The organism is Loktanella sp. Alg231-35 (genome assembly GCF_900143545.1).
Lineage (GTDB): Bacteria > Pseudomonadota > Alphaproteobacteria > Rhodobacterales > Rhodobacteraceae > Yoonia.
Genome location: NZ_FREV01000004.1, coordinates 292,640 through 313,601 on the forward strand (window position 1 = coordinate 292,640; position 20,962 = coordinate 313,601).

General features: G+C 57.8%; 20 protein-coding genes and 1 tRNA gene. 13 read left to right on the top strand and 8 right to left on the bottom strand.

Going from position 1 to position 20,962, the window contains the following annotated elements:
* Window positions 1-46 precede the first annotated feature (46 nt).
* The 6 genes from DHN10_RS11360 (at window position 47) to DHN10_RS11385 (ending at window position 7,232) form a co-directional block, all read left to right on the top strand.
* A complete protein-coding gene (locus tag DHN10_RS11360) occupies window positions 47-1,948 on the top strand; it encodes a beta-galactosidase (RefSeq protein ID WP_108815437.1) in 1,902 nt (633 codons plus the stop codon).
* Window positions 1,948-2,913 (top strand): aldose epimerase family protein, encoded by a 966-nt coding sequence (locus DHN10_RS11365; protein ID WP_108815438.1) that lies wholly within the window; start codon window positions 1,948-1,950, stop codon window positions 2,911-2,913. Before DHN10_RS11360 ends, DHN10_RS11365 begins: the two co-directional genes overlap by 1 nt.
* 132 nt (window positions 2,914-3,045) lie before the next feature.
* A complete protein-coding gene (locus DHN10_RS11370; protein WP_108815439.1) occupies window positions 3,046-4,440 on the top strand; it encodes a cytochrome ubiquinol oxidase subunit I in 1,395 nt (464 codons plus the stop codon).
* Window positions 4,441-4,444: 4 nt separating this feature from the next.
* A complete protein-coding gene (locus tag DHN10_RS11375) occupies window positions 4,445-5,455 on the top strand; it encodes a cytochrome d ubiquinol oxidase subunit II (RefSeq protein WP_108815440.1) in 1,011 nt (336 codons plus the stop codon).
* 129 nt (window positions 5,456-5,584) lie between these two features.
* Window positions 5,585-5,661, top strand: a tRNA-Met gene (locus DHN10_RS11380).
* A 158-nt stretch (window positions 5,662-5,819) separates the two neighbouring features.
* On the top strand, window positions 5,820-7,232 hold the full coding sequence (locus DHN10_RS11385; protein ID WP_108815441.1) for an FAD-binding oxidoreductase: 1,413 nt from the start codon (window positions 5,820-5,822) through the stop codon (window positions 7,230-7,232).
* A 63-nt stretch (window positions 7,233-7,295) separates the two neighbouring features.
* Here the strand turns inward: DHN10_RS11385 and hemC are convergent, their stop codons facing one another.
* The gene (gene hemC, locus DHN10_RS11390; protein ID WP_108815442.1) at window positions 7,296-8,231 is read right to left on the bottom strand and encodes a hydroxymethylbilane synthase; all 936 of its coding nucleotides are present in this window, start codon (window positions 8,229-8,231) and stop codon (window positions 7,296-7,298) included.
* A 93-nt stretch (window positions 8,232-8,324) separates the two neighbouring features.
* On the opposite strand from hemC, the gene hemE reads away from it, so the two are divergent.
* Together hemE and DHN10_RS11400 are read left to right on the top strand one after the other, a co-directional pair.
* On the top strand, window positions 8,325-9,359 hold the full coding sequence (gene hemE, locus DHN10_RS11395) for a uroporphyrinogen decarboxylase (RefSeq protein ID WP_108815443.1): 1,035 nt from the start codon (window positions 8,325-8,327) through the stop codon (window positions 9,357-9,359).
* Window positions 9,360-9,411: 52 nt separating this feature from the next.
* On the top strand, window positions 9,412-9,792 hold the full coding sequence (locus tag DHN10_RS11400) for a hypothetical protein (protein WP_159086985.1): 381 nt from the start codon (window positions 9,412-9,414) through the stop codon (window positions 9,790-9,792).
* Here the strand turns inward: DHN10_RS11400 and hemF are convergent, their stop codons facing one another.
* Window positions 9,793-10,671 carry an oxygen-dependent coproporphyrinogen oxidase gene (hemF, locus tag DHN10_RS11405; RefSeq protein WP_108815445.1) on the bottom strand — a complete coding sequence of 293 codons (879 nt, stop codon included), beginning with the start codon at window positions 10,669-10,671 and terminating at the stop codon, window positions 9,793-9,795.
* A 98-nt stretch (window positions 10,672-10,769) separates the two neighbouring features.
* On the opposite strand from hemF, the gene DHN10_RS11410 reads away from it, so the two are divergent.
* Window positions 10,770-11,156, top strand: a complete 387-nt coding sequence (locus tag DHN10_RS11410) for a hypothetical protein (RefSeq protein ID WP_108815446.1) — start codon at window positions 10,770-10,772, stop codon at window positions 11,154-11,156.
* Here DHN10_RS11410 and DHN10_RS11415 read toward each other — a convergent pair whose 3' ends face one another.
* From DHN10_RS11415 to clpS, 3 genes are read right to left on the bottom strand one after another with little or no spacing between them, the layout of a single operon-like run.
* The gene (locus DHN10_RS11415) at window positions 11,157-11,960 is read right to left on the bottom strand and encodes an SDR family NAD(P)-dependent oxidoreductase (RefSeq protein ID WP_108815447.1); all 804 of its coding nucleotides are present in this window, start codon (window positions 11,958-11,960) and stop codon (window positions 11,157-11,159) included.
* Window positions 11,961-11,982: 22 nt separating this feature from the next.
* A complete protein-coding gene (locus DHN10_RS11420; RefSeq protein WP_108815448.1) occupies window positions 11,983-12,954 on the bottom strand; it encodes a class I SAM-dependent methyltransferase in 972 nt (323 codons plus the stop codon).
* A gap of 25 nt (window positions 12,955-12,979) precedes the next feature.
* On the bottom strand, window positions 12,980-13,321 hold the full coding sequence (gene clpS / locus DHN10_RS11425; RefSeq protein WP_108815702.1) for an ATP-dependent Clp protease adapter ClpS: 342 nt from the start codon (window positions 13,319-13,321) through the stop codon (window positions 12,980-12,982).
* Between the two features lie 337 nt (window positions 13,322-13,658).
* Here clpS and DHN10_RS11430 point away from each other — a divergent pair, with 337 nt between their 5' ends.
* The 4 genes from DHN10_RS11430 (at window position 13,659) to DHN10_RS11445 (ending at window position 17,106) form a co-directional block, all read left to right on the top strand.
* Entirely contained in the window at window positions 13,659-15,125 is a 1,467-nt protein-coding gene (locus DHN10_RS11430) for a D-alanyl-D-alanine carboxypeptidase family protein (RefSeq protein ID WP_108815449.1), read from the top strand.
* A gap of 117 nt (window positions 15,126-15,242) precedes the next feature.
* Complete coding sequence (locus DHN10_RS11435; RefSeq protein WP_234417115.1) at window positions 15,243-15,644, top strand: COG4315 family predicted lipoprotein; 402 nt, start codon at window positions 15,243-15,245, stop codon at window positions 15,642-15,644.
* Between the two features lie 134 nt (window positions 15,645-15,778).
* Complete coding sequence (locus DHN10_RS11440) at window positions 15,779-16,336, top strand: RNA polymerase sigma factor (protein ID WP_234417116.1); 558 nt, start codon at window positions 15,779-15,781, stop codon at window positions 16,334-16,336.
* Window positions 16,333-17,106 (top strand): anti-sigma factor family protein, encoded by a 774-nt coding sequence (locus tag DHN10_RS11445; protein ID WP_108815452.1) that lies wholly within the window; start codon window positions 16,333-16,335, stop codon window positions 17,104-17,106. Before DHN10_RS11440 ends, DHN10_RS11445 begins: the two co-directional genes overlap by 4 nt.
* Here the strand turns inward: DHN10_RS11445 and DHN10_RS11450 are convergent.
* Genes DHN10_RS11450 through DHN10_RS11460 form a run of 3 tightly spaced genes read right to left on the bottom strand, consistent with a single transcriptional unit; the run spans window position 17,103 to window position 20,958 of the window.
* A complete protein-coding gene (locus tag DHN10_RS11450) occupies window positions 17,103-18,701 on the bottom strand; it encodes an ABC transporter ATP-binding protein (protein ID WP_108815453.1) in 1,599 nt (532 codons plus the stop codon). The two genes, DHN10_RS11445 and DHN10_RS11450, sit on opposite strands and share 4 nt — an antisense overlap.
* On the bottom strand, window positions 18,698-19,885 hold the full coding sequence (locus DHN10_RS11455; RefSeq protein WP_108815454.1) for an ABC transporter permease: 1,188 nt from the start codon (window positions 19,883-19,885) through the stop codon (window positions 18,698-18,700). The genes DHN10_RS11450 and DHN10_RS11455 overlap by 4 nt, the downstream gene beginning before the upstream one ends.
* Window positions 19,885-20,958 carry a microcin C ABC transporter permease YejB gene (locus tag DHN10_RS11460; protein WP_108815455.1) on the bottom strand — a complete coding sequence of 358 codons (1,074 nt, stop codon included), beginning with the start codon at window positions 20,956-20,958 and terminating at the stop codon, window positions 19,885-19,887. The genes DHN10_RS11455 and DHN10_RS11460 overlap by 1 nt, the downstream gene beginning before the upstream one ends.
* Window positions 20,959-20,962: the final 4 nt, after the last annotated feature.

The window sequence follows — 20,962 nt, forward strand, 5'->3', positions numbered from 1 at the left end:
CAGACACCCTTGTCTCAACGTGGCCCAAAACGCAAAAAGGACTGCCATGAAACGCACGCTTGGCGTTTGCTATTATCCTGAACATTGGCCCGAGGACCAATGGACGAGCGATGCCGCCCAAATGGTCGCGACCGGCCTGACATGGGTGCGCATTGGTGAATTCGGCTGGAGCCGGATGGAACCGACACCCGGCAATTTTACATGGGATTGGCTAGACCGGGCGATTGCAGTGCTGGGCGATGCGGGGCTGAAGGTCATCCTTGGCACACCGACCGCCACCCCACCGCGCTGGATGGTGGACAAGCACCCCGATATGCTTGCCGTTGACGCAGAAGATCGCCCGCGCAAGTTCGGCTCGCGCCGCCACTATGATTTCAGCCACCTTGGCTATCGCGAGGAATGCCGTCGGATTGCCGAAATCATGGGCCAGCGGTACGGCAAGAACCCGCATGTGCTCGCTTGGCAGATCGACAATGAATATGACTGCCACGATACCACACTCAGCTACTCTGACGCCGCCCGGACGGGCTTTCAGGATTGGCTGGCGCAACGCTATCAAAGCTGCGATGCGCTGAACCGCGCTTGGGGCAATGTGTTCTGGTCAATGGAATACGACAGTTTTGATCAGATCGACCTGCCGAACCTGACCGTGACCGAACCCAACCACCCCCATCAGCTGGCCTTCCGGCGTTACAGCTCTGATCAGGTGGTGGCCTTTAACAAGGCGCAGGCGGATGCTTTGCGCAAATACACCTCTGCCCCGCTGATCCACAACTACATGGGCCGGATCATGACCTTTGATCATTGGAAGGTCGGGGCCGATCTGGATGTGGCGTCATGGGACAGCTACCCAATTGGATTTCTGTCGGACAGACTTGAAGGCACACCCGCATTCAAACAAGCTTTCCTGCGGCAAGGCCATCCCGACAACCAAGCCTTTCACCACGACCTGTATCGCGCCGTGGGTAAAACCCGTTTGTGGGTGATGGAACAGCAGCCCGGCCCAGTAAACTGGGCGCCCTACAACCCTGCCCCCTTGCCCGGTATGGCGCGGCTTTGGGCGTGGGAGGCCTTTGCTCATGGGGCAGAAACCGTCTGCTATTTCCGTTGGCGGCAGGCGCCTTTCGCGCAAGAACAAATGCACGCAGGTCTATTGCGCCCTGACAGTGCGCCTGCGCCCGCCTTGGCCGAGGCAAGAAAGGTGGCCGATGAAATCGAAACACTTGCAGAGGTCGGAACCGCACAGGCGCAGGCTGCACTGGTGTTGGACTATGAAAGCGCCTGGGCTTGGGATGCCCAGCCCCAAGGTGCCGATTTTGAGATGTTCCGTTTGGCCTTTGCCGCCTATTGCGCGATGCGCCGGGCGGGGCTGAACATTGATATCTTGCCGCCGGATGCCGGCGATCTTTCTGCCTACAAACTGGTGATGGCACCGGGGATCATGAAACTGTCCGATCCATTGCGGCAGGCGCTTGCCGCTTTCAAGGGCATTGCTCTGGTAGGCCCGCGCACCGACACAAAGACTGATGAACTCAGCATCCCTTCCCCGCTTGGCCCCAACCTGTCCGGCGCAGACGTTACTATCAGCCTGACCGAAAGCATGCCCCCAGATGACGCCGTCCCGCTGCAAGGCGGCGGGCAATTCGTGCATTGGTTCGAGCATCTTGAAGGTGACGCGGAGGTCTTCGTCACGACAGCCAGCGGGCAGCCTGCTGTGATGGGTAGCGCCAATCTGCGCTACCTTGCCGGTTGGCCTGATCCGGCCACTTTTGATCAAATCATTGCTGACGTTTGCACTGAATCGAGCCTGACTGCGCACAGCCTACCCGACGGCCTGCGTATCCGTGACACCGCAACCCATCGGTTTGTCTTTAACTACGCCGATCATCCGCAGGACTGGCAGGGAACGGAAATTCCAGCCGCAGGCGTGCATTGGGAAACCCTTTGATGGCATATTTTGGCACAACGCAGAACGGCAAAGATGTCGAAAAGATAACAATCGCTGCGGGCGATCTGACGGTCAGTGTCCTGACCTTCGGTGCCATCGTTCAAGAGGTGCGTCTGTCTGACGTCCCACATGGCCTCGCGCTTGGGTCGGACAAATTGCAAGACTACGAAACCACCATGGGGTATTTCGGCGCGATTGTCGGCCCCATTGCCAACCGGATCAGCAATGCACGGGTGCGGCTGGACGGCATGATGTATGAGCTGGAGCGCAATGAAAACGGCGCAGTCCACCTGCACTCTGGGTCGGAGGGCGTGCATCGCTCGGTCTGGCAGGTCGCAGTGCAAACGGCCGATAGCGTGACGTTGGCACTGAACCTACCTGACGGCGCAGCCGGACTGCCGGGACAACGCGATATTCGGGTGACCTATCAGGTCAGCGCGCCCGCAACGCTGACCATGTCCATTGATGGTAATACCGATGCCGCAACTTGTATGAACTTTGCCAGCCACATCTATTGGAACCTTGATGGTGCCGAAAACTGGGACGGGCATAAGTTACAAATCGCGGCGGATCACTATCTGCCCGTTGATGCACGTACCTGCCCGACAGGAGAGATTGCGCCGGTCGCGAGTACCGCCATGGATTTTCGCCAAGGCAGCGCGCCACACATTTGCGCACCCGATCTGGACCATAACTTCTGCCTGTCAGACGGCAGGCAGACGCTCCGCGACGTGCTGTGGCTGACCGGAAGGTCTGGTCTGTGTATGACTGTGGCCACGACAGAAGCGGGCATGCAAATCCATGATGCGGCCACCTCGCAGAGGCCGGGCAAACCCTGCTACGAGGGGCTAGTGATCGAGCCGCAGGCGTGGCCCGATGCACCCAATCACAGGGGCTTTGGGTCGATCGCCGTGACCGAAGATCAACCTTACGCCCAAGTGACTCGCTGGCGCTTCACGCGTTAGCGCTACACTCTTCGAAAAGCTGCTGCTCCGCGGACCATCTGGTCCGCGCTTTGTTGTCGCACCCCCCTAAACTATGCTGCAATGCAGCTATATCAGGACTAGGATATCACAGCCTGAAAACAGAGGCGCCTTATGGAACTCGAAACATTGCTGCTGTCGCGCATCCAATTCGCGGCCAACATTTCATTCCACATTCTGTTCCCGACAATTACGATCGCCCTGGGTTGGGTTCTGCTGTTCTTCAAGCTGCGCTACAACCGCACCCGCGAAGAGCGTTGGATGGAAGCCTATCGTTTTTGGGTCAAAATCTTTGCTTTATCCTTTGCGATGGGCGTTGTGTCAGGGATCACCATGTCATTCCAGTTCGGCACCAACTGGCCGGGCTTCATGGAGAAAGTGGGCAATATTGCGGGGCCACTTCTGGCCTATGAGATCCTGACCGCATTCTTCCTCGAAGCGGTGTTCCTCGGTATCATGCTTTTTGGGTTCAGCCGCGTGCCCAACTGGCTGCACACCATGGCGACATTCCTTGTGGCCTTCGGCACCATGATGTCAGCCTTCTGGATTATCGTGCTGAATTCGTGGATGCACACGCCTCAAGGGTTCGAGATGATCGATGGAGTGGCTTATGCGACCGACTGGTCCGCCATCATCTTCAATCCATCCATGCCGTACCGCTTTACTCATATGGTCTTGGCCAGTTTCCTGACCGTCAGCTTCCTGATTGCAGGTGTCAGTGCGTTCCGTTGGCTGATTGGCGGCCGTACCGAAGGGGTACGGGTTGCGCTAAAAACGGCTATCTTTGCGGCAGCCGTATTGATTCCGGTGCAAGTTCTGGTCGGGGATTTTCACGGCCTGAACACCAAGGAATACCAGCCCGCCAAGGTGGCGGCGATGGAAGGCAACTGGGAAACCGAAACCGGCGTTCCTTTGATCCTTTTTGCCCTTCCCGACCAAGAAGCCCGTGAAAACCGGCTTGAGATCAGTATTCCAAAATTGGCCTCATTCATCCTGACCCACGACTGGAACGGCGAAGTAAAAGGTCTCAATGACTTTGTGACCGAAGATGGCGAAGTGCTTCACCCACGTGTTTCTCTTGTGTTCTGGTCGTTCCGGGTGATGGTTGGCACCGGGCTATTGATGCTGCTGGTAAGCTGGTCCGCCGCCTATCTGATCATGCGCCGCAAACGTGGCGTTGAAGGGTTGCCCAAGCCAATGCTTTATGGGCTGGTTACCATGAGCTTCAGTGGCTGGCTCGCCACGCTGGCCGGCTGGTACATAACCGAGATCGGGCGACAACCTTGGCTGGTCCACGGGGTGATGACCACGAAAGAGGCTGTGGGCGACGTGCCAGCACCTTTGGTGCTGTCCACGTTAATCGCCTATCTGGCGGTCTATGCCGCACTTCTGGCCGCCTATATCTTCGTCATCTTCTACCTGGCGCGAAAAGCGGCACGTGGCGAAGACATTGGCACACGCGTCGCACCGTCACCGACAGCGGCCCCCAAATCCACGCCAGCGGAGTAACAAGATGACTTATTTTGGCGATCCAACCATCTGGCTGCCCTTTGTCTTTGCAGCCCTAATGGGCGTCTCAATCCTGATCTACGTGGTTTTGGACGGGTTTGATCTGGGGGTTGGGGTTCTGTTTCCCTTCGCAAATGACAACGAAAAGGACCGAATGATCGCCTCCATCGGGCCGTTCTGGGACGCAAATGAAACGTGGCTAGTGCTGGCCGTTGGTCTGCTGCTGGTGGCTTTTCCTTCGGCGCATGGGGCGATCTTGACGGCGCTGTATCTGCCCGTGGCGATTATGCTGATCGGGTTAATCCTGCGCGGCGTCGCGTTTGAGTTCCGTGCCAAGGCCCCCGCCCCACACAAGCGCCTGTGGAATAACGCGTTCTTTACAGGCTCACTCATGACCTCACTCAGCCAAGGTTTCATGTTGGGTATGTATGTGATGGGGCTTGAGTGGAGCTGGATCAACATCGCCTTCGCGATGCTGACAGCCCTGTTCCTGACAGTCGGATATAGCTTTATTGGTGCGACCTGGGTGATCCACAAGACATCGGACGCCTTGCAGATCAAAGCCGTCGAGTGGGCTAAGGGCGGTATCTGGGGGCTGGTGCTGGGGATCGGGGCAATATCACTGGCAACACCTTTTGTAAGCACCCGCATCTTTGACAAATGGTTCAGCTGGCCCGAAGCGCTTTACCTGTCACCGCTCCCGATCCTCTCGGCGTCGCTGGTGTTTTGGCTCTGGTCAATGCTGCGCAAAATGCCCTACGCAGGGGACCGTCGGTCATGGCAGCCTTTTGCGGCGGCGACGGTGCTATGGGTGATGGCATTTGGAGGGATGGCATATAGTTTCTACCCCTATGTGGTGCCCGAGCAGATCACGATCTATGAGGCGGCGAGCGCGCCAGAGAGCCTGTTCATCATCCTGATCGGCACATGCATCGTTTTGCCAACAATCATGGGATATACGATCTTGTCCTACGTTATTTTCCGGGGCAAAGCGACCGAGCTGCGCTACGACTAGGCGTGGGTGGGTCTCGACCCACCTTACTTGGCCAACAGTTGCGACACGTAAGGTGGGTTTTAACCCACCTGACCCGCAGAATCGGTTTGACAGCCCAGCCCCCATTGCGTAACCCGTCGCTCGTGGAATGGCGCGGTAGCTCAGTTGGTTAGAGCGAACGACTCATAATCGTTAGGTCGGGAGTTCAAATCTCCCCCACGCCACCACCAAACCTCCGTCAGATATAGCCGACTGCCCGACTAACGGGCGTTTGGCTGCGCCAAGCCACCCTCAGTGCGGGAGTTCATATCTCCCCTACGCCACCACCACTTTCCCCGCGCTCAATATGCCGCTAGCGTCTCGCCACCACTATTGGGGAATAGCTATGTCCGTTCTTGACCAAATCGCCGCAGCCATCGGCAAAGACCGTATTCTGACAGGTGCAGACGCTGCCCCCTATGGCAAGGACTGGACCGGCGCCTATACATCCTCACCGCTGGCCGTCCTGCGCCCGGCAAGCACCGCAGAAGTCTCTGCCATCCTCAAGATCGCCAACGACACCGACACACCCGTTGTGCCCGCCTCTGGCCGCACAGGCCTGACAGGCGCAACCTTGGCCGAAGCCGCGTTGATGGTCTCGGTTGAACGGCTCAACACGATCTCTGACATCAACGTCGCAAGTCAAACAGCCACCGTTGGCGCCGGTGTCATCCTGTCAAACCTGCACGACGCGGCAGCAGCCCATGATCTGATCTTCCCACTCACCCTTGGCGCACGTGGTTCTGCCATGATCGGCGGCCTGCTCTCCACCAATGCAGGGGGCTCGAACGTCGTACGCTACGGCAGCACGCGCGGGCTGTGTCTGGGGCTTGAAGTTGTCATGGCCGACGGGCGGATCATGAACTTGATGAGCGAGCTGCACAAAGACAACTCCGGTCTTGATCTACGTAATCTGATCATCGGGGCAGAAGGAACATTGGGTATCATCACAGCCGCTGTGCTGAAACTGCGCCCTAAACCACAGGCCTATGCAACGGCCATGGTGGCAGTGCAGTCCTTGCCCTCAGCACTCGACCTGCTGCACAAGCTGCAAAGTGCCACAGGCGGCGGGGTCGAGGCTTTTGAATACATGCCGCGAAGCTACATCGATAAACACCACGAACTTTTCCCCGATGTGCCGCCTCCGTTTGAAGCCGCTTATGGCGTCAATATCATGATCGAAGTGGCTGCCACAATGGCCCGCGATGCAGTGCCATCAGATGACGGCAGCCTGCCCGTTGTAACCATGCTGGAAAACACGCTGGGGGCAATGCTCGACGACGGCACCGTGCTTGATGCGGTCATCGCCCAGAACGAGGCCCAGCGCCGCGACATCTGGAAACGGCGCGAAGACGCTGGCGAGGTCGCCTTCTTTGGCGGCGTCTTCGTCAATACCGACGTGGCCGTGCCGCTGGACAAGGTCGCAACTTTTGAGGACATGCTGACCCCGCGCATCAAGGCGATTGATCCCGACGCCTGCGAAGTCATCGTGGCCCATCTGGGCGACGGTAACATTCACCACACCAGCTATATCAGCCGCAACGATCCTGATGCGATGGATGCTTTGGTCGAAGCGGTCGAGGATGTGGTGCAAGAACTGGGCGGTTCATTCAGCGCCGAACACGGGATCGGCGTGTCAAAACTGGAAACCATGAAGCGGCGGAAAGATCCGGTCGCATTGGATGTGATGCGGGCGATCAAAGCGGCACTTGATCCCAAAGGCATCCTGAATCCCGGCAAGGTGATCCCGCCCGCCTGAGCAAGAAAATTCGAGAATTTTCTTGCGTAGATAGAAGGAATTTCGGCGAAATTCCTTCGCTGCCTAGAAAAAATCCGGCCCGGCTTGCGCCAAAAGCGTCGCAGCCATCGCGCGGCCCATCTCGGCCCCATCAGCAATGGCCCCGGTCATATCATCTTTGAACACCTCAGTGCCATCGGTGCGCAATATTTCTCCACGCAGCCGCAACGATCCACCATCCAGATCCGCCAACCCGCCAATTGGCGTCTCACAAGACCCATCTAAATGCGCAAGAAACGCGCGCTCCGCGGCCAGCCGCTGGCCTGTTGGGCCGTCATGGATGGCCTCCAGCATGCCCGCCGCGCGGCTGTCATCGCCACGTCGCTCGATACCAATGGCCCCTTGGGCCACCGCAGGCAGCATATCCTCTGGTGCTATGGCCGTGCGCGGCACATCCGTCATGTCCAAACGGTTCAGCCCCGCCATCGCCAGAAATGTCGCCTCGGCCACACCATCACTCAATTTCTTCAACCGGGTCTGCACATTGCCACGAAATTCCACGATATTCAGATCAGGGCGCTTGGCCAAAAGCTGCGAACGGCGACGCAATGACGAGGTGCCGACAGTAGCCCCCTGCGCCAGATCATCCAAACCTTTGGCACTCAGCGACACAAAGGCATCACGCACATCTTCACGCGGCAGATAAGTGTCCAGCAGCAATCCACCGGGCTGTTCTACAGGCATGTCCTTCATCGAATGCACAGCAATATCGATAGATCCGTCCAGCAGCGCCTCTTCGATCTCGCGGGTGAACAAACCCTTGCCCCCGATCTCTTTCAACGGTCGGTCCTGAATGGCATCCCCAGTCACCTTGATGATGCAAATCTCAAAGACGCTTTCGGGCAAATCAAATGCAGCCATCAGCCTTGCGCGGGTCTCATACGCCTGCGCTAAGGCCAAGGGCGATCCACGAGTCCCGATGTTGAATGGTGACGCGGGGGTGGGCAGAGTCAATGTCATGAGACGACTGTTAGACCTGTCAACCTAACCTGACAACTCCCTTGACATGATTGCATCCAACTGGGACCACGCAGGTAACAAAAAGGACTTCTCATGGCGCAGCAAAAAACCATCCTCCGGGCACTCGCAGGCGAAACACTTGCCACCCCGCCGATTTGGATGATGCGTCAGGCCGGGCGGTATCTGCCCGAGTATAAGGCGACGCGCGCGCAGGCCGGTGATTTCCTGTCGCTCTGCTACAATCCAGAGCTTGCAGCAGAGGTCACACTGCAACCCATCCGCCGCTATGGCTTTGATGCTGCTATTCTTTTTGCCGATATTCTGCTGTTGCCGCAGGCCTTGGGTGCGGACCTGTGGTTCGTCACTGGCGAAGGCCCGCGCCTGTCCACGATCACTTCGGCTGACGAGCTGGCCAAGCTCAAACCAACTGACGCCATCCACGACACGCTCAACCCCGTTTACGAGACGGTCAAAATACTGTCGCGCGAACTGCCCAAAGAGACGACGCTCATCGGGTTCGCAGGCGCGCCATGGACGGTCGCGACCTATATGATCGCCGGGCAAGGCACCCCAGATCAGGGTCCAGCCCATGCGCTCAAAGCTGAGAACCGCCCGGTGTTTGAAGGGATCATTGACCAACTGACCGAAGGCACCATCGCCTATCTGTCAAAACAGATCGAGGCGGGTGCGGAATGCGTCAAACTCTTCGACAGTTGGGCCGGATCGCTGCAAGGCGATGACTTCACCAACTTCTCAATCAAGCCGATGCAACGGATCACGGCAGCGCTGAAGGAAAAACACCCCGGCATCCCAGTCATCGCATTCCCACGCGGCGCAGGCCCGAAGTACGCAGGCGTGCATGCGTCAACCGGGGCCGATTGTGTCGCCGTAGACGACGGTGTTGATGCTGCATGGGTTGCAGAACACGTTCAAAAGGACGGCTGTGTGCAAGGCAACCTCAAATCATCCCATATGGTCACTGGCGGCGACGCTTTGATCTCTGAAACGCGCCGCATCTGCGATGCGCTGAGTAAGGGGCCGCATATTTTCAATCTCGGCCACGGGATCACGCCCGACGCTGACCCTGAAAATGTCCAATTGATGATCGATACTGTGCGCGGCGCCTAGCCACATAACCACACCAAGGTTAGGCTCTGGCAACCGATCGGAGCTTTGTCGCTTGAAAATACCTCTCACATTGCGCTTTGCGTTTCATGGTTTTCGCTCTGCCATGCGGGCAGCACTTTTATTCTTTTGTGCCTGGCTGATCTTTATCCCCGCCAACGCCGAGGAACAGGCCGCACTTGGGGCCGCCGCAGACGAGAAGTACCCATTTGGTCTGCGCCCCATGCGTTCAGCCCGGGCGGTTATCGCCATCGCTCCTGACAGGTTTTATGTCATGGCCGCTGGTATGCTGGGTGAGGGTGTTTCACCGCTGTTTGTGCGTATCGCCATGACCCAATTGGCAACAGGTGCTGGCAAACCCGCAACCATGCGCACAGAATCCGGCATTCAAAGCGACCGCGATATCGACGGGCCACGCTTCATTCAGGTGGATTGATCACACCCATTTCGCCAAAGGTGGCAGGCTCATCAACACAGCATTCGCATCATGCCCGGTGGTCAGCCCGAACTTGGTCCCGCGGTCGTAGACAAGGTTGTATTCTGCATAGAGCCCGCGATGCACCAGCTGCGTGTCCTTGTCGGCATCGGTCCACGCCATGTTCCGCCGCTTTTCAACCAAGGGCACATAGGCAGGCAGGAAGGCCTTTCCGATGTCCTGCGTCAGTTTGAAATCAGCTTCCCAGTCGCCGGTGCAATGGTCGTCCATAAAGATACCACCCACGCCACGCGCCCGATTGCGGTGCGGGATATAGAAATACTCATCCGCCCATTCCTTGAGCTTGGGATAGTATGCCGCGCCGTGAGGATCGAGATGCGCTTTCTGGGTCGCGTGAAAATGCGCAGTATCCTCGGCATATTCGATGCAGGGGTTCAGATCAGAGCCGCCGCCGAACCACCAGGCATGGGGCGTCCAGAACATACGAGTGTTCATATGCACAGCCGGGGCGTGGGGGTTTTGCATATGCGCCACCAGCGAAATACCCGACGCCCAGAAACGCGGGTCATCTGCCATGCCGGGCACACCGCGCGCCGCCATTGCTTTTTGCGCGGGTGCGCCCAATTCGCCGTACACGGTTGAGACATTGACCCCAACTTTTTCAAAGACGCGGCCACCGCGCATCACTGACATCAATCCACCACCCGCGTCCGAGCCGTCGTCAGATGTGCGTTTTGTCTCGGACACTTCAAAACGTCCCGCAGCGCCGTCGCCGGCTTGCGTATCTTCCAGCGTCTCAAAGGCTGCCACGATTTCATCACGTAAAGTGCGAAACCACGCGGATGCCGTGTTTTTCTCTGCTGCGAACCCGTCAGCCATGCGTCGCCGTGCCTCTGTTATTGAATAGCATTGTGCTATGGTTTTATGCACCATACCGATCACACACCGATGATCCAGATCAAAACCGGAGAGACATCATGCGCCCTGTCCTTATCATCCTACCATTGGTCGCCCTGGCCGCATGCGCAACCCCGCGCGAGCAATGCATAAACGATGTCACCCGCGAGACCCGCATCCTGCGCAGTCTGATCGCCGAGACCGAAGGCAACATCGCCCGCGGCTATGCATTGGAAGAACGGCAGGATGTTCGCACGATCAACAGCCGTTGCACTGGCCGCACACCGGACGGTGATGAATTCACATTCCCTTGCAAGGACACACAGACCGTCACATCGACGGCTCCTGTTGCTATCGATCTAAACGCCGAACGCGCCAAACTTGCGTCACTTCAGGAACGCTTTGTGCAGACGCAAGGCGCCTCCAATCAGGCGGTTGCGCAGTGCATCAGGGTTCACCCCGAATAATCAATGCGCCGATACGGGCGCGGGATCGATCAACGTGCGCCCGCCATCAACCGTGATAATCTGCCCGGTCACAAAGCCAGCGGCATCGGACGCTAGGTATTGCACCGCATCTGATACTTCGCCGGGGCTCGCAATCCGCTGGAGCGGCGTGTTTTCGACAATCGTTTCGCGCAGGGTATCTTGATCCTTCAGCGAACCCTTGAGGCTCGCGCTCATCACGCTGCCAAAGGCCACGGCGTTTACACGAATGCCATTGGGGGCCAAAGCCACGGCCATCGACCGTGTCATCTGATCCAAGGCAGCAGAGCTGACGGAATATGCCAGCAACTCCGGATGCGTGCGCCGCGCGGCAATGGACGAAAGATTAACGATAGAGCCAATTGGCCCGCTGGTTTCCCCACCTGCCTGTTTAATCATCCGTCGCGCGACAGCCTGACTGACACGCAGCGCCGTCATGGTGTTCTGCTGCAGCAGTTCCTCAACCGAGTTATCATCGGGATCAAGCGGGTTGGTTGTCATCACCTGCCGCGAGGCATTGACCAAAATATCGACACGCTCGAATGCGTCCACCGTCGCGGACAGCAGGTTGGCAATCGTCAGTTTCTTGCGCAGATCACCAGAGAATGTGCGTACAGTCTCTTCTTTCTGCGCGTCTTCGCCCATTTCACTACAGAGCTTCTTTTCATCCATATCGGCAAAGACCACATTCGCACCCATCTGGACAAAATGCCGCCCAATAGCGAGGCCAACGCCGTTTGCAGCCCCCGTGACAATAGCCGTCTTGCCGGAAATGGAAAAGGACATGTGGGATCTCCTGAACGAGGTCTTATCGCGTGGGTTTGGTCGCGTGGAACACTTTGAATGCGCCATTGCCAGCGATCGTGTCAACATTGCGAAAACACTCTGTCATCGTGGCTTCATATGGCAAATGGCGGTTCGCAACCATCCAAAGCTTGCCATTGGGGGTCAGCAGGCGGGCAGCGGCCTGAATGAATGCGCGGCCCAGCGACGGGTCAGAGGCGCGGCTGGTGTGAAATGGTGGATTCATGATGATGCCATCATAGACCGCGTCAGGTGCAAAGCGGGTTGCATCAGCCCAATGGAATGACACACGTTCGTCGGTGACGTTCAATCTGGCACAATCCAGCGACAGGGCTTCCGCCTCGATCAGATCAAGTGATGACACGCCTGCGCGTTCCAGAACCGGGGCGGCCAGATAGCCCCATCCGGCACCCAGATCAGCCAAGCGCTTTGGCAGTTTGGCCGGCAGGGCCTCTGCCAACAGCGCGGATCCGGCATCAACGGCCCCATCTGAGAACACACCCGCCGAGGTGAAATACCCATGTGCGCCCTTTTGCGGAGCTGGCGCTGCCCAATCGGCAAAGGCATCGCTGGTATTGAACCAAAAAATGCGCCCATGCGCCTTTGTCAGTGAGGGCAAATCACCCAGCACCTTGCGGCAGGCTTTGAAATGGCTGTCCACACCGTCGGTCTTTTGCCCATCGACAATCACAAAATCGGCCTGCGCGCAGGCCTCGGCAATCATCGCGCGAGCCAGCGCTTTGGCGCGTGGCACAACAACAATTGCGACCGCAGATTTGCCCAAAGTCTGCGACACCGCATAGCCCGCACCCTGCCAGGCCGCCGCATCGGGGTAGAAGCCATGCAATATCTGAACCACATCACGGGGCAATGCGGACACATCATAGGTTGCAGAAGGGCGCATGATCGTTATCGCACCTTCGGGTAGCGCGATCAGGCCATCTTCAATGGCGGTGCTGAGGCGAGATTGGGACATAACAGGGCGAACAACGCGAAAGGCGCTATTCTTTCTCCATCGTGCATTGCAGCGGATGCTGGTGGCGTTGCGCGAAATCCATCACCTGAGCAACTTTCGTCTCGGCGATTTCATGACTAAAGACACCAACTACAGCGACACCCTTTTTGTGGACGGTCAGCATCAACTCAAAGGCCTGCGCATGGGACAGGCCAAAGAACCGTTCCAGCACATGGACGACAAACTCCATCGGAGTGAAGTCGTCGTTCAAAATCATCACCTTATACATCGGTGGGCGTTTGGTCTTTGGCTTCGTCTCAAGGGCGACCCCGACATCGCTGTCGCCGTCCCCTTCCTTGTCCGCCATCATATGAACCTGAGCCTGCATCATTCCGCCTTGGTGTGCTAGGCGTTATATATAAGGCACAGGTTCGGCATGAAAACCCCGTCTTTGAACAAAGACGGCGCATGCCACATTCGCGGGATACTGGCCCATATAGGGGTTCAGCGCCAAAATACCACAAGATATGGATTGATCGGATGATGAACGCCCGCAAAGTCTTTGAAATTGGGGTATTTTCTGAAAACCCAACCTATGTTAGCGTCCTTTCATAACAATAAGACCACCGGAAAAATCCGGGGTCAGAGGCAGCAAAAAAGAGGCAAGCGACGTGGCAAGTCGTCCGGGACAGTGGGCCCTCCAAGGGCTATTTCTATTGGTATTGATGGTATCTTTGCTGCTTGCGCCGATCCGCGCGGGTGCAGCCCCTTATGCCGCCATGGTGATGGATGCGCGCACAGGCGAAGTCCTGCATTCGCGCAACGCCGACACGCGGTTGCATCCGGCATCGTTGACCAAGATGATGACACTCTACGTGGCCTTTCAGGCCATTGAACGGGGCGAGATCACCCTCGACACCCCCGTCAGGGTCAGCCGCCTTGCGGCATCAGAGCCGCCATCGAAACTTGGCTTGCGTGCCGGTCAGACAATCCGCCTGCGTTTCTTGCTACGTGCCGCCGCCGTGAAATCCGCCAATGACGCCGCCACCGCCATTGGCGAGGCGATCTCGGGTTCTGAGGCCGCCTTTGCCACGCGTATGAACCGCACTGCGCGGGCGATGGGCATGCGCAACACCAATTTCCGCAACGCCCATGGGTTGACGCAATCGGGCCACCTATCCACCGCCCGCGATATGTCGGTGCTGGGGCGGCATGTGATCTATGACTTCCCGCAGTATTATAACCTCTTCTCGCGCCGCTCTGCTGATGCGGGCATCGCCACGGTGCGCCATACCAACCGCCGTTGGTTGGACAGCTATGAAGGCGGTGACGGCATCAAAACCGGCTATACGAATGCAGCGGGCTTTAACCTCGTGGCCTCTGCCCAGCGCGGGCAAGAACGCGTTATTGCGACGGTCTTTGGCGGTTCATCCACGTCGGCACGCAACGCGCGGATTACAGAGCTGATGGATATGGGCTTTAACCGCGCGCCTTCGCGCGCGACAATCAGACGGCCGAACCCACCTGCGGCCATGCTAACGAACGCACCTACAACAGGCACCGTGGGCAACCCCGGCAAGGTCGTCCGTGTCAGTGGCCTTGTCACGCGCAGTATCCGGCCCGTGATGCGGCCAGTGGCCGAACCAGCGGCGCCGGCAGAAGTCGTCGTTGCCGCAGCAGAACCAGCGCCCGTACCCGCACCCACGCCAGCGGTTGACCCAGAGATAATCAACGCCGTTGTGGCAGAGGCAGTTGACGCCGCGCTTGCCGAGGCACTTGCAGGTGTGGCTGATGAACCAATCCAAGCCGATGAGCCAGTCCAAGTTGCTGCCGCTGCCCCTACTGTTGTACCTGTCGCACGGCCTGTGCCGGGTGAAACTATCCTTGCAGCAGCCCCTGCCCCGGCGATTGATACGGGCCCCGAGATTGTCACGCGGATTTCCACATCCGGCGGACGGCATTGGGGTGTGAACGTCGGGCGCTATAATACGCGCTATGACGCCGAACGCGTGCTTTTGCGCGTGGCCCTGAACGAGATGAGCGCACTTGACGGCTCACTACGCCGGGTTGTGCAGCGCTCTGGCGGGTTTGATGCGAACTTCATGGGGTTGACCCGCGAAGGGGCTGATCTGGCATGTCGCAGGCTTCAGGCGCGGGGCACGACCTGCTTTATGATCGGCGCGGACAGCTAGAGCCTAGCTGGCAAAAAAATGCCCCCTCATCGGGAATAAACCCGGTTCTCCATGCGTAACCCTTGCAAGAGCGGCGATCACGCCGCTTGCAAAACCAACGCATCTGGAGATCAGACCATGAAAATGATTGCCGCAATCACCCTTGCCCTGCTTGTCGCCGCAAGTGGCAAAGCCTTCGCACAATCCTATGGATACAGTTATGACAAGACCCCGCAAGGGGTCACACTTGCAGCAGGTCACGGCCCGCTGACCGATGCCAATGGCATGACGCTTTTTACCTTCGACAACGACAGCGCAGGCCAGTCGAACTGTTACGATAGCTGTGCGGCAAGCTGGCCACCCTATCTGGTCGACGCAGGTCAGAAGGCGCCAGGCGCAGGGTTCACACAGATCGAGCGCACCGACGGCATGGCCCAATGGGCCAAGGATGGCGCACCGCTTTACCTCTGGGTGGGTGACGCGGCCCCCGGTGATGCAACCGGCGACGGCGTCGGCGGTGTGTGGCATATCGCGAACTAAGTGGTTCTGAGAGAGGTCTGTACTTGCTCAGCATCGTGCTTCTCCCTCTTTCTGCGCTGTGGCATCAGCCATTTGTTGCCCAGCGCACATTGCAAATCCTTTCAAAACCATCATCATCGCGCAGACAGATAAACGTGAAACACTTGTGCCCCTGCACTGATCTGACCCTTAGCAAAGCGGTGGTGATGACCCCGGACCAGTTCAAAACGGAATTGATTGGCCTGTTGCCGCGCCTGCGCCGTTTCGCGTTGAGCCTGACACGTTCTGGCCCGGATGCGGACGATCTGTTGCAGGATGCCTGCGCCGCCGCCCTACAGAAATGGGAACAATACGACCCGGCCCAGCCGCTGGACCGTTGGATGTTTCGGATCGTGCGCAACATGTGGATCAGCGAAATTCGCAAACGCAAGACGCGGCAAGGCGAAGGCCAAATCCCCGCCGAAGAAGCCGCAGAATTGCGTACCGAAGACACCGCCGCCGATGATCTTGCCGCCCGGCAGGTCCGGGGCAAGGTCGACAACCTTGATCAGGATTTGGCACAACCGCTTTTGCTGGTCTGCGCCGAAGGCTACAGCTACCGCGAGGCGGCCGAGCTGCTCAGCATCCCGATCGGCACCGTGATGAGTCGCATTCACCGGGCCCGGAAACTCTTGATCTCAAGCCTGTCAGAAGTGGAGCAGGTCGCGAAATGACTGACTTTTCAATCAAACTGAGCGCCTATCTGGATGGCGAATTAGACGGCGCCGCTGCCCAAGAGGTCGAAGCGCGACTGGCCACTGATCCTCAAGCCCAGGCCATGCTTGACGCGATGATGGAGGCCGACGCGGCAGCGCTCGAACAATTCGGCGAGCAATTGGCGGACCCTGTACCATTCGCCCTCGCACAGCAGATCAAAGCGGCCCCTTTGCAGACAAACGCACCTGCGGCTACACCGGCACGTCCCATCTGGGGAACATTGGCGGCGGCGGCTGTTGTCTTTGCTTTGGGTGGTCTTGGCGGCTACGCGTTCAAAGGTCAGACACCACCTGTCGTGACCGCAGGTTGGCTGGCTGATATCGCCGACTATCACGCCGTATACGCCAGTCAGGGCCGCCATCTGGTTGAGGTTGGGGCGGATGAGGCCGATCACATCGAAACATGGCTGGGCAATACAATTGGTACCAGCTTCACGATCCCGGATCTCTCCGGTTTCGATCTGACCTTCGAAGGCGGGCGGCTTTTGGTGGCCAATGGCAAACCGGTTGCCCAATTGATGTACCGCGACGCGGACGGGGCTGTCGTCGCTTTGTGCTTACAGCATGGCAATGGCGCGACCACAGGCGCACCGACATTTGGCGAGCGCACAATCAATGGGTTCGATTTTGTGTACTGGAGTGCAGGAACGGCGCAATACGTTGTCATTGGCGAAGGTGGCAATTCCGCCCTGCCCGACATTGCAGCAGCCGCAGCGGTAGAAATCTAGGCTACTTTCCCCTCAAACGCCGCTGCCATCAGCGCGCGGGTGTATGCGTTCTGCGGCGCGTCAAATATCGCATCCGCATCGCCCGCCTCAACCACGTCGCCCTGCTTCATGACCATCACTTTATGCGACAAAGCGCGCACGACCTTCAGGTCGTGGCTGATAAACAGATAGGCCAACCCATATTTTTGCTGCAGGTCGCGCAAAAGCTGCACGATCTGCACTTGTACGGTCATATCGAGGGCCGAGGTCGGCTCGTCGAGAATGAGTAGCTTGGGTCGCAGGATCATTGCCCGTGCAATTGCAATGCGCTGGCGTTGACCGCCGGAAAACTCGTGCGGATAGCGGTCCATCAGCGATGGATCAAGGCCAACCTCGCCCATGATCTCGCCGACCATCTCGCGTTTATCGCGGCCCGGTGCGACGCCATGCACGCCAAGTCCTTCGGCGATGATCTCTTCCACGGTCATCCGTGGGCTGAGTGATCCGTAAGGGTCTTGGAACACGATCTGCATGTCGCTGCGCAAAGGGCGCATCTGGCGTTGGTTGAGGTGGTGAATATCGGTGTTCTGAAAGGCAATCCGCCCCTCGGAGCGGATCAATCGCATGACTGCCAATGCAAGGGTCGTCTTGCCGGAGCCGCTTTCGCCAACGACGCCTAAAGTCTCTCCGGCCCGCACGGTCAGGGTCGCGTCATTGACGGCCTTCACATGGCCCACAGTGCGCTTGAGCAGCCCGCGCTGGATCGGGAACCAGATGCGGGTGCTGTTGGTTTCCAACACGACCGGGGCTGTATCCTCAACCGGCGCAGGGACGCCGCTGCTCTCGGCGGCCAAGAGCGTTTGAGTATAGGGATGCTGCGGACGGGCGAAAATCTCGGCGGTGGGGCCGCTTTCGACAATCTCCCCGTCTTTCATAACGCAGACCCGATCGGCAATCTTGCGCACGATGGTCAGGTCGTGGGTGATAAAGAGCATCGACATGCCTTCATCGCGCTTTAGATCCGCGAGCAGTTCCAGAATCTGGGCCTGAATGGTTACATCCAGCGCGGTTGTCGGCTCATCGGCGATCAACAACTCAGGACCATTCGCCAAGGCCATCGCGATCATCACGCGTTGGCGTTGGCCACCCGAAAGCTGATGCGGGTACGATCCAAGGCGGCTTTCGGCATCGCGGATGCCCACCTTGTGCAGCAATTGCAAGATACGGTTGGTCACCGCGGCACCGCGCAGACCTGAATGCAACTCGATGCTTTCGGCAAGTTGCTTTTCAATCGTGTGCAAGGGGTTGAGCGATGTCATCGGCTCTTGAAAGATAAAGCTGATGTCATTGCCCCGGACACGGCGCAACGCGGGTTCATCAGCGCCGACCATCTCTGTGCCTTCATATGTGATGGACCCGGCCATCACCGCGCTATCACCGAGCAGTTGCACGGTGGACAGCGCAGTCACAGATTTGCCTGATCCGCTTTCACCGACCAGCGCCACTGTTTCGCCCCGGTTCACGGTGAAGGACACACCGCGCACGGCATGGGTTGTGTTACCATCCTGACGGAAGGCGACGCGCAAGTCTTTGACGTCTAGGACAGTGTTTCTCATGTGCGGTCTGCCTCCGCTTCTGCGGTTTGCGCAAACAGGTCGTCGTCCACAATCAAGTCGCCATCTGCCACGAACGTCTTACGCGGATCAAAGGCATCGCGAACCCCTTCGAAGATGAAAACCAGCAGCGACAACATAATCGCAAAGGTAAAGAAGGCGGTGAAGCCCAGCCACGGGGCCTGCAGGTTCTGTTTGGCCTGCAAAGTCATCTCGCCCAATGACGGGGCCGAGGACGGAAGGCCGAAACCGAGGAAATCAAGCGAAGCCAAACCGCCGATTGCACCAGTCACAAGGAACGGCAGCATGGTCAGTGTAGCGACCATTGCATTGGGCAGCATGTGGCGGAACATAATCGTGCGATCACGCACGCCCAGCGCTTTGGCAGCACGGACGTATTCTAAGTTACGCGCGCGCAGGAACTCTGCCCTGACCACACCGACAAGGGCAGGCCAGCCGAACAGCACTGTGAGAAACACAAGAAGCCAGTAACTACGCCCCAAAATCGCAAAGACAATGATGATAACGTAAAGCGACGGCATGCCCGTCCATATCTCGATAAAACGCTGGAAGATCAGGTCGATCCAGCCTCCAAAATACCCCTGCACGGCACCAGCAATGATCCCGATGAACGAGGCCGCAACCGTAACGGTCAGAGCAAACGTCACTGATAATCGGAAACCATATATAACACGCGCAACTACATCGCGTTTGGTGTCATCCGTGCCTAGCCAGTTCTCTGCACTTGGGGGTGCCGGAGCGACGCCGCGCACATCAACGATAGTGTTGTAGGAATAGGGAATAACCGGCCAGAGCATCCAGCCTTTCTGAAAATCGCCATCCAGCGCCTCGCCTGCTGCGACAGCCGCGATCAGTTCTTCGGGCGCGTCAAAGCATGCGTCAAGCCCGCCCGTCACGATCAGACAATCGACCTCGACCTCGCCATACCCGGCTTCGGTCGGGAAATCGCCGCCAAAATCCTTCTCAGAATAGAAGCTGAATATCGGCATGCGGATTTCGCCGCGATAACTGACTGCGATGGGTTTGTCGTTGGCGATAAACTCGGCCATCAGTGACAGACCAAACAGCACCGAAAAGATGACGAGCGACCAATAGGCACGCCTGTTGCGGCGGAAATTGCGCAACCGACGTTTGTTAAGCGGAGACAGAATAGGGCGCTTTTCCATTAGTTTCGCGCCTCAAAATCAATGCGTGGATCAATCAGCACATAGGTCAGATCCGTGATTATCCCCACAACCAAACCAATAAGCGAGAAGGCAAACAACGTACCAAAGACAACGGGATAGTCGCGGGCAACCGCCGCCTCGAACCCCAGACGGCCCAACCCATCAAGCGAGAACAGTGTTTCGATAATCAGCGAGCCACCAAAGAAGACGCCGATGAACAATGCGGGAAACCCGGAGATGACAATCAGCATCGCATTGCGGAAAACATGGCCGTAAAGAACCCGGTTCTCGGATAGGCCCTTGGCCCGCGCCGTCATCACGTATTGCTTCTTAATCTCATCAAGAAAACTGTTCTTGGTCAGCAAGGTCAAAGTAGCAAAGGCCGATATGGTCGACGCCAGAACCGGTAGGGCAATGTGCCAGAAATAGTCGAGCACTTGGCCAATCAGGCTCAACTCTTCAAAATTTGCGGATGTCAGACCACGCAGCGGGAAAATGCGCCAGTACGATCCACCTGCAAACAGCACGATCAACAGGATCGCAAACAAGAACCCCGGAATGGCGTAGCCAACAATGATCGCACCCGAAGTCCAGGTGTCAAAGGGCGTGCCGTCCCTGACTGCCTTCTTGATGCCCAGCGGGATTGAGATCATGTAGGCGATCAGTGTCGACCACAGCCCCAGCGTGATCGAGACGGGCATTTTTTCCATCACCAAATCAAACACGCTGATCGAGCGGAAGTAGCTTTCGCCGAAATCGAACCGCATATAGTTCCACATCATGTTGAGGAACCGTTCCAAGGGCGGTTTGTCAAAACCGAACTCGCGTTCCAGATCAGCGATGAAATCGGCAGGCAAACCGCGCCCACCGATATAGTCGCTGTCGCCGCTGTCCACCAACTCACTGCCGCCGCCGGAAATGCCTTCAAACACATCCCCGCCGCCTTCCAGCTCAGCCAGGATTTGTTCGATGGGTCCACCAGGGACAAATTGGATCAATGCGAAGTTGATGATCATGATTCCCAGCAACGTGGGGATCACAAGCAACAAGCGCCTTAGGATATATGCGCCCATTTAC

What these genes read in the sequence shown, in the direction of transcription:
- DHN10_RS11360 (WP_108815437.1), top strand. Translation starts at nt 47, where the DNA reads ATGAAACGCACGCTTGGCGTTTGCTATTATCCTGAACATTGGCCCGAG.
- DHN10_RS11365 (WP_108815438.1), top strand. Translation starts at nt 1,948, where the DNA reads ATGGCATATTTTGGCACAACGCAGAACGGCAAAGATGTCGAAAAGATA.
- DHN10_RS11370 (WP_108815439.1), top strand. Translation starts at nt 3,046, where the DNA reads ATGGAACTCGAAACATTGCTGCTGTCGCGCATCCAATTCGCGGCCAAC.
- DHN10_RS11375 (WP_108815440.1), top strand. Translation starts at nt 4,445, where the DNA reads ATGACTTATTTTGGCGATCCAACCATCTGGCTGCCCTTTGTCTTTGCA.
- DHN10_RS11385 (WP_108815441.1), top strand. Translation starts at nt 5,820, where the DNA reads ATGTCCGTTCTTGACCAAATCGCCGCAGCCATCGGCAAAGACCGTATT.
- hemC (WP_108815442.1), bottom strand. Translation starts at nt 8,231, where the DNA reads ATGACATTGACTCTGCCCACCCCCGCGTCACCATTCAACATCGGGACT.
- hemE (WP_108815443.1), top strand. Translation starts at nt 8,325, where the DNA reads ATGGCGCAGCAAAAAACCATCCTCCGGGCACTCGCAGGCGAAACACTT.
- hemF (WP_108815445.1), bottom strand. Translation starts at nt 10,671, where the DNA reads ATGGCTGACGGGTTCGCAGCAGAGAAAAACACGGCATCCGCGTGGTTT.
- DHN10_RS11410 (WP_108815446.1), top strand. Translation starts at nt 10,770, where the DNA reads ATGCGCCCTGTCCTTATCATCCTACCATTGGTCGCCCTGGCCGCATGC.
- DHN10_RS11415 (WP_108815447.1), bottom strand. Translation starts at nt 11,960, where the DNA reads ATGTCCTTTTCCATTTCCGGCAAGACGGCTATTGTCACGGGGGCTGCA.
- DHN10_RS11420 (WP_108815448.1), bottom strand. Translation starts at nt 12,954, where the DNA reads ATGTCCCAATCTCGCCTCAGCACCGCCATTGAAGATGGCCTGATCGCG.
- clpS (WP_108815702.1), bottom strand. Translation starts at nt 13,321, where the DNA reads ATGCAGGCTCAGGTTCATATGATGGCGGACAAGGAAGGGGACGGCGAC.
- DHN10_RS11430 (WP_108815449.1), top strand. Translation starts at nt 13,659, where the DNA reads ATGGTATCTTTGCTGCTTGCGCCGATCCGCGCGGGTGCAGCCCCTTAT.
- DHN10_RS11435 (WP_234417115.1), top strand. Translation starts at nt 15,243, where the DNA reads ATGAAAATGATTGCCGCAATCACCCTTGCCCTGCTTGTCGCCGCAAGT.
- DHN10_RS11445 (WP_108815452.1), top strand. Translation starts at nt 16,333, where the DNA reads ATGACTGACTTTTCAATCAAACTGAGCGCCTATCTGGATGGCGAATTA.
- DHN10_RS11450 (WP_108815453.1), bottom strand. Translation starts at nt 18,701, where the DNA reads ATGAGAAACACTGTCCTAGACGTCAAAGACTTGCGCGTCGCCTTCCGT.
- DHN10_RS11455 (WP_108815454.1), bottom strand. Translation starts at nt 19,885, where the DNA reads ATGGAAAAGCGCCCTATTCTGTCTCCGCTTAACAAACGTCGGTTGCGC.
- DHN10_RS11460 (WP_108815455.1), bottom strand. Translation starts at nt 20,958, where the DNA reads ATGGGCGCATATATCCTAAGGCGCTTGTTGCTTGTGATCCCCACGTTG.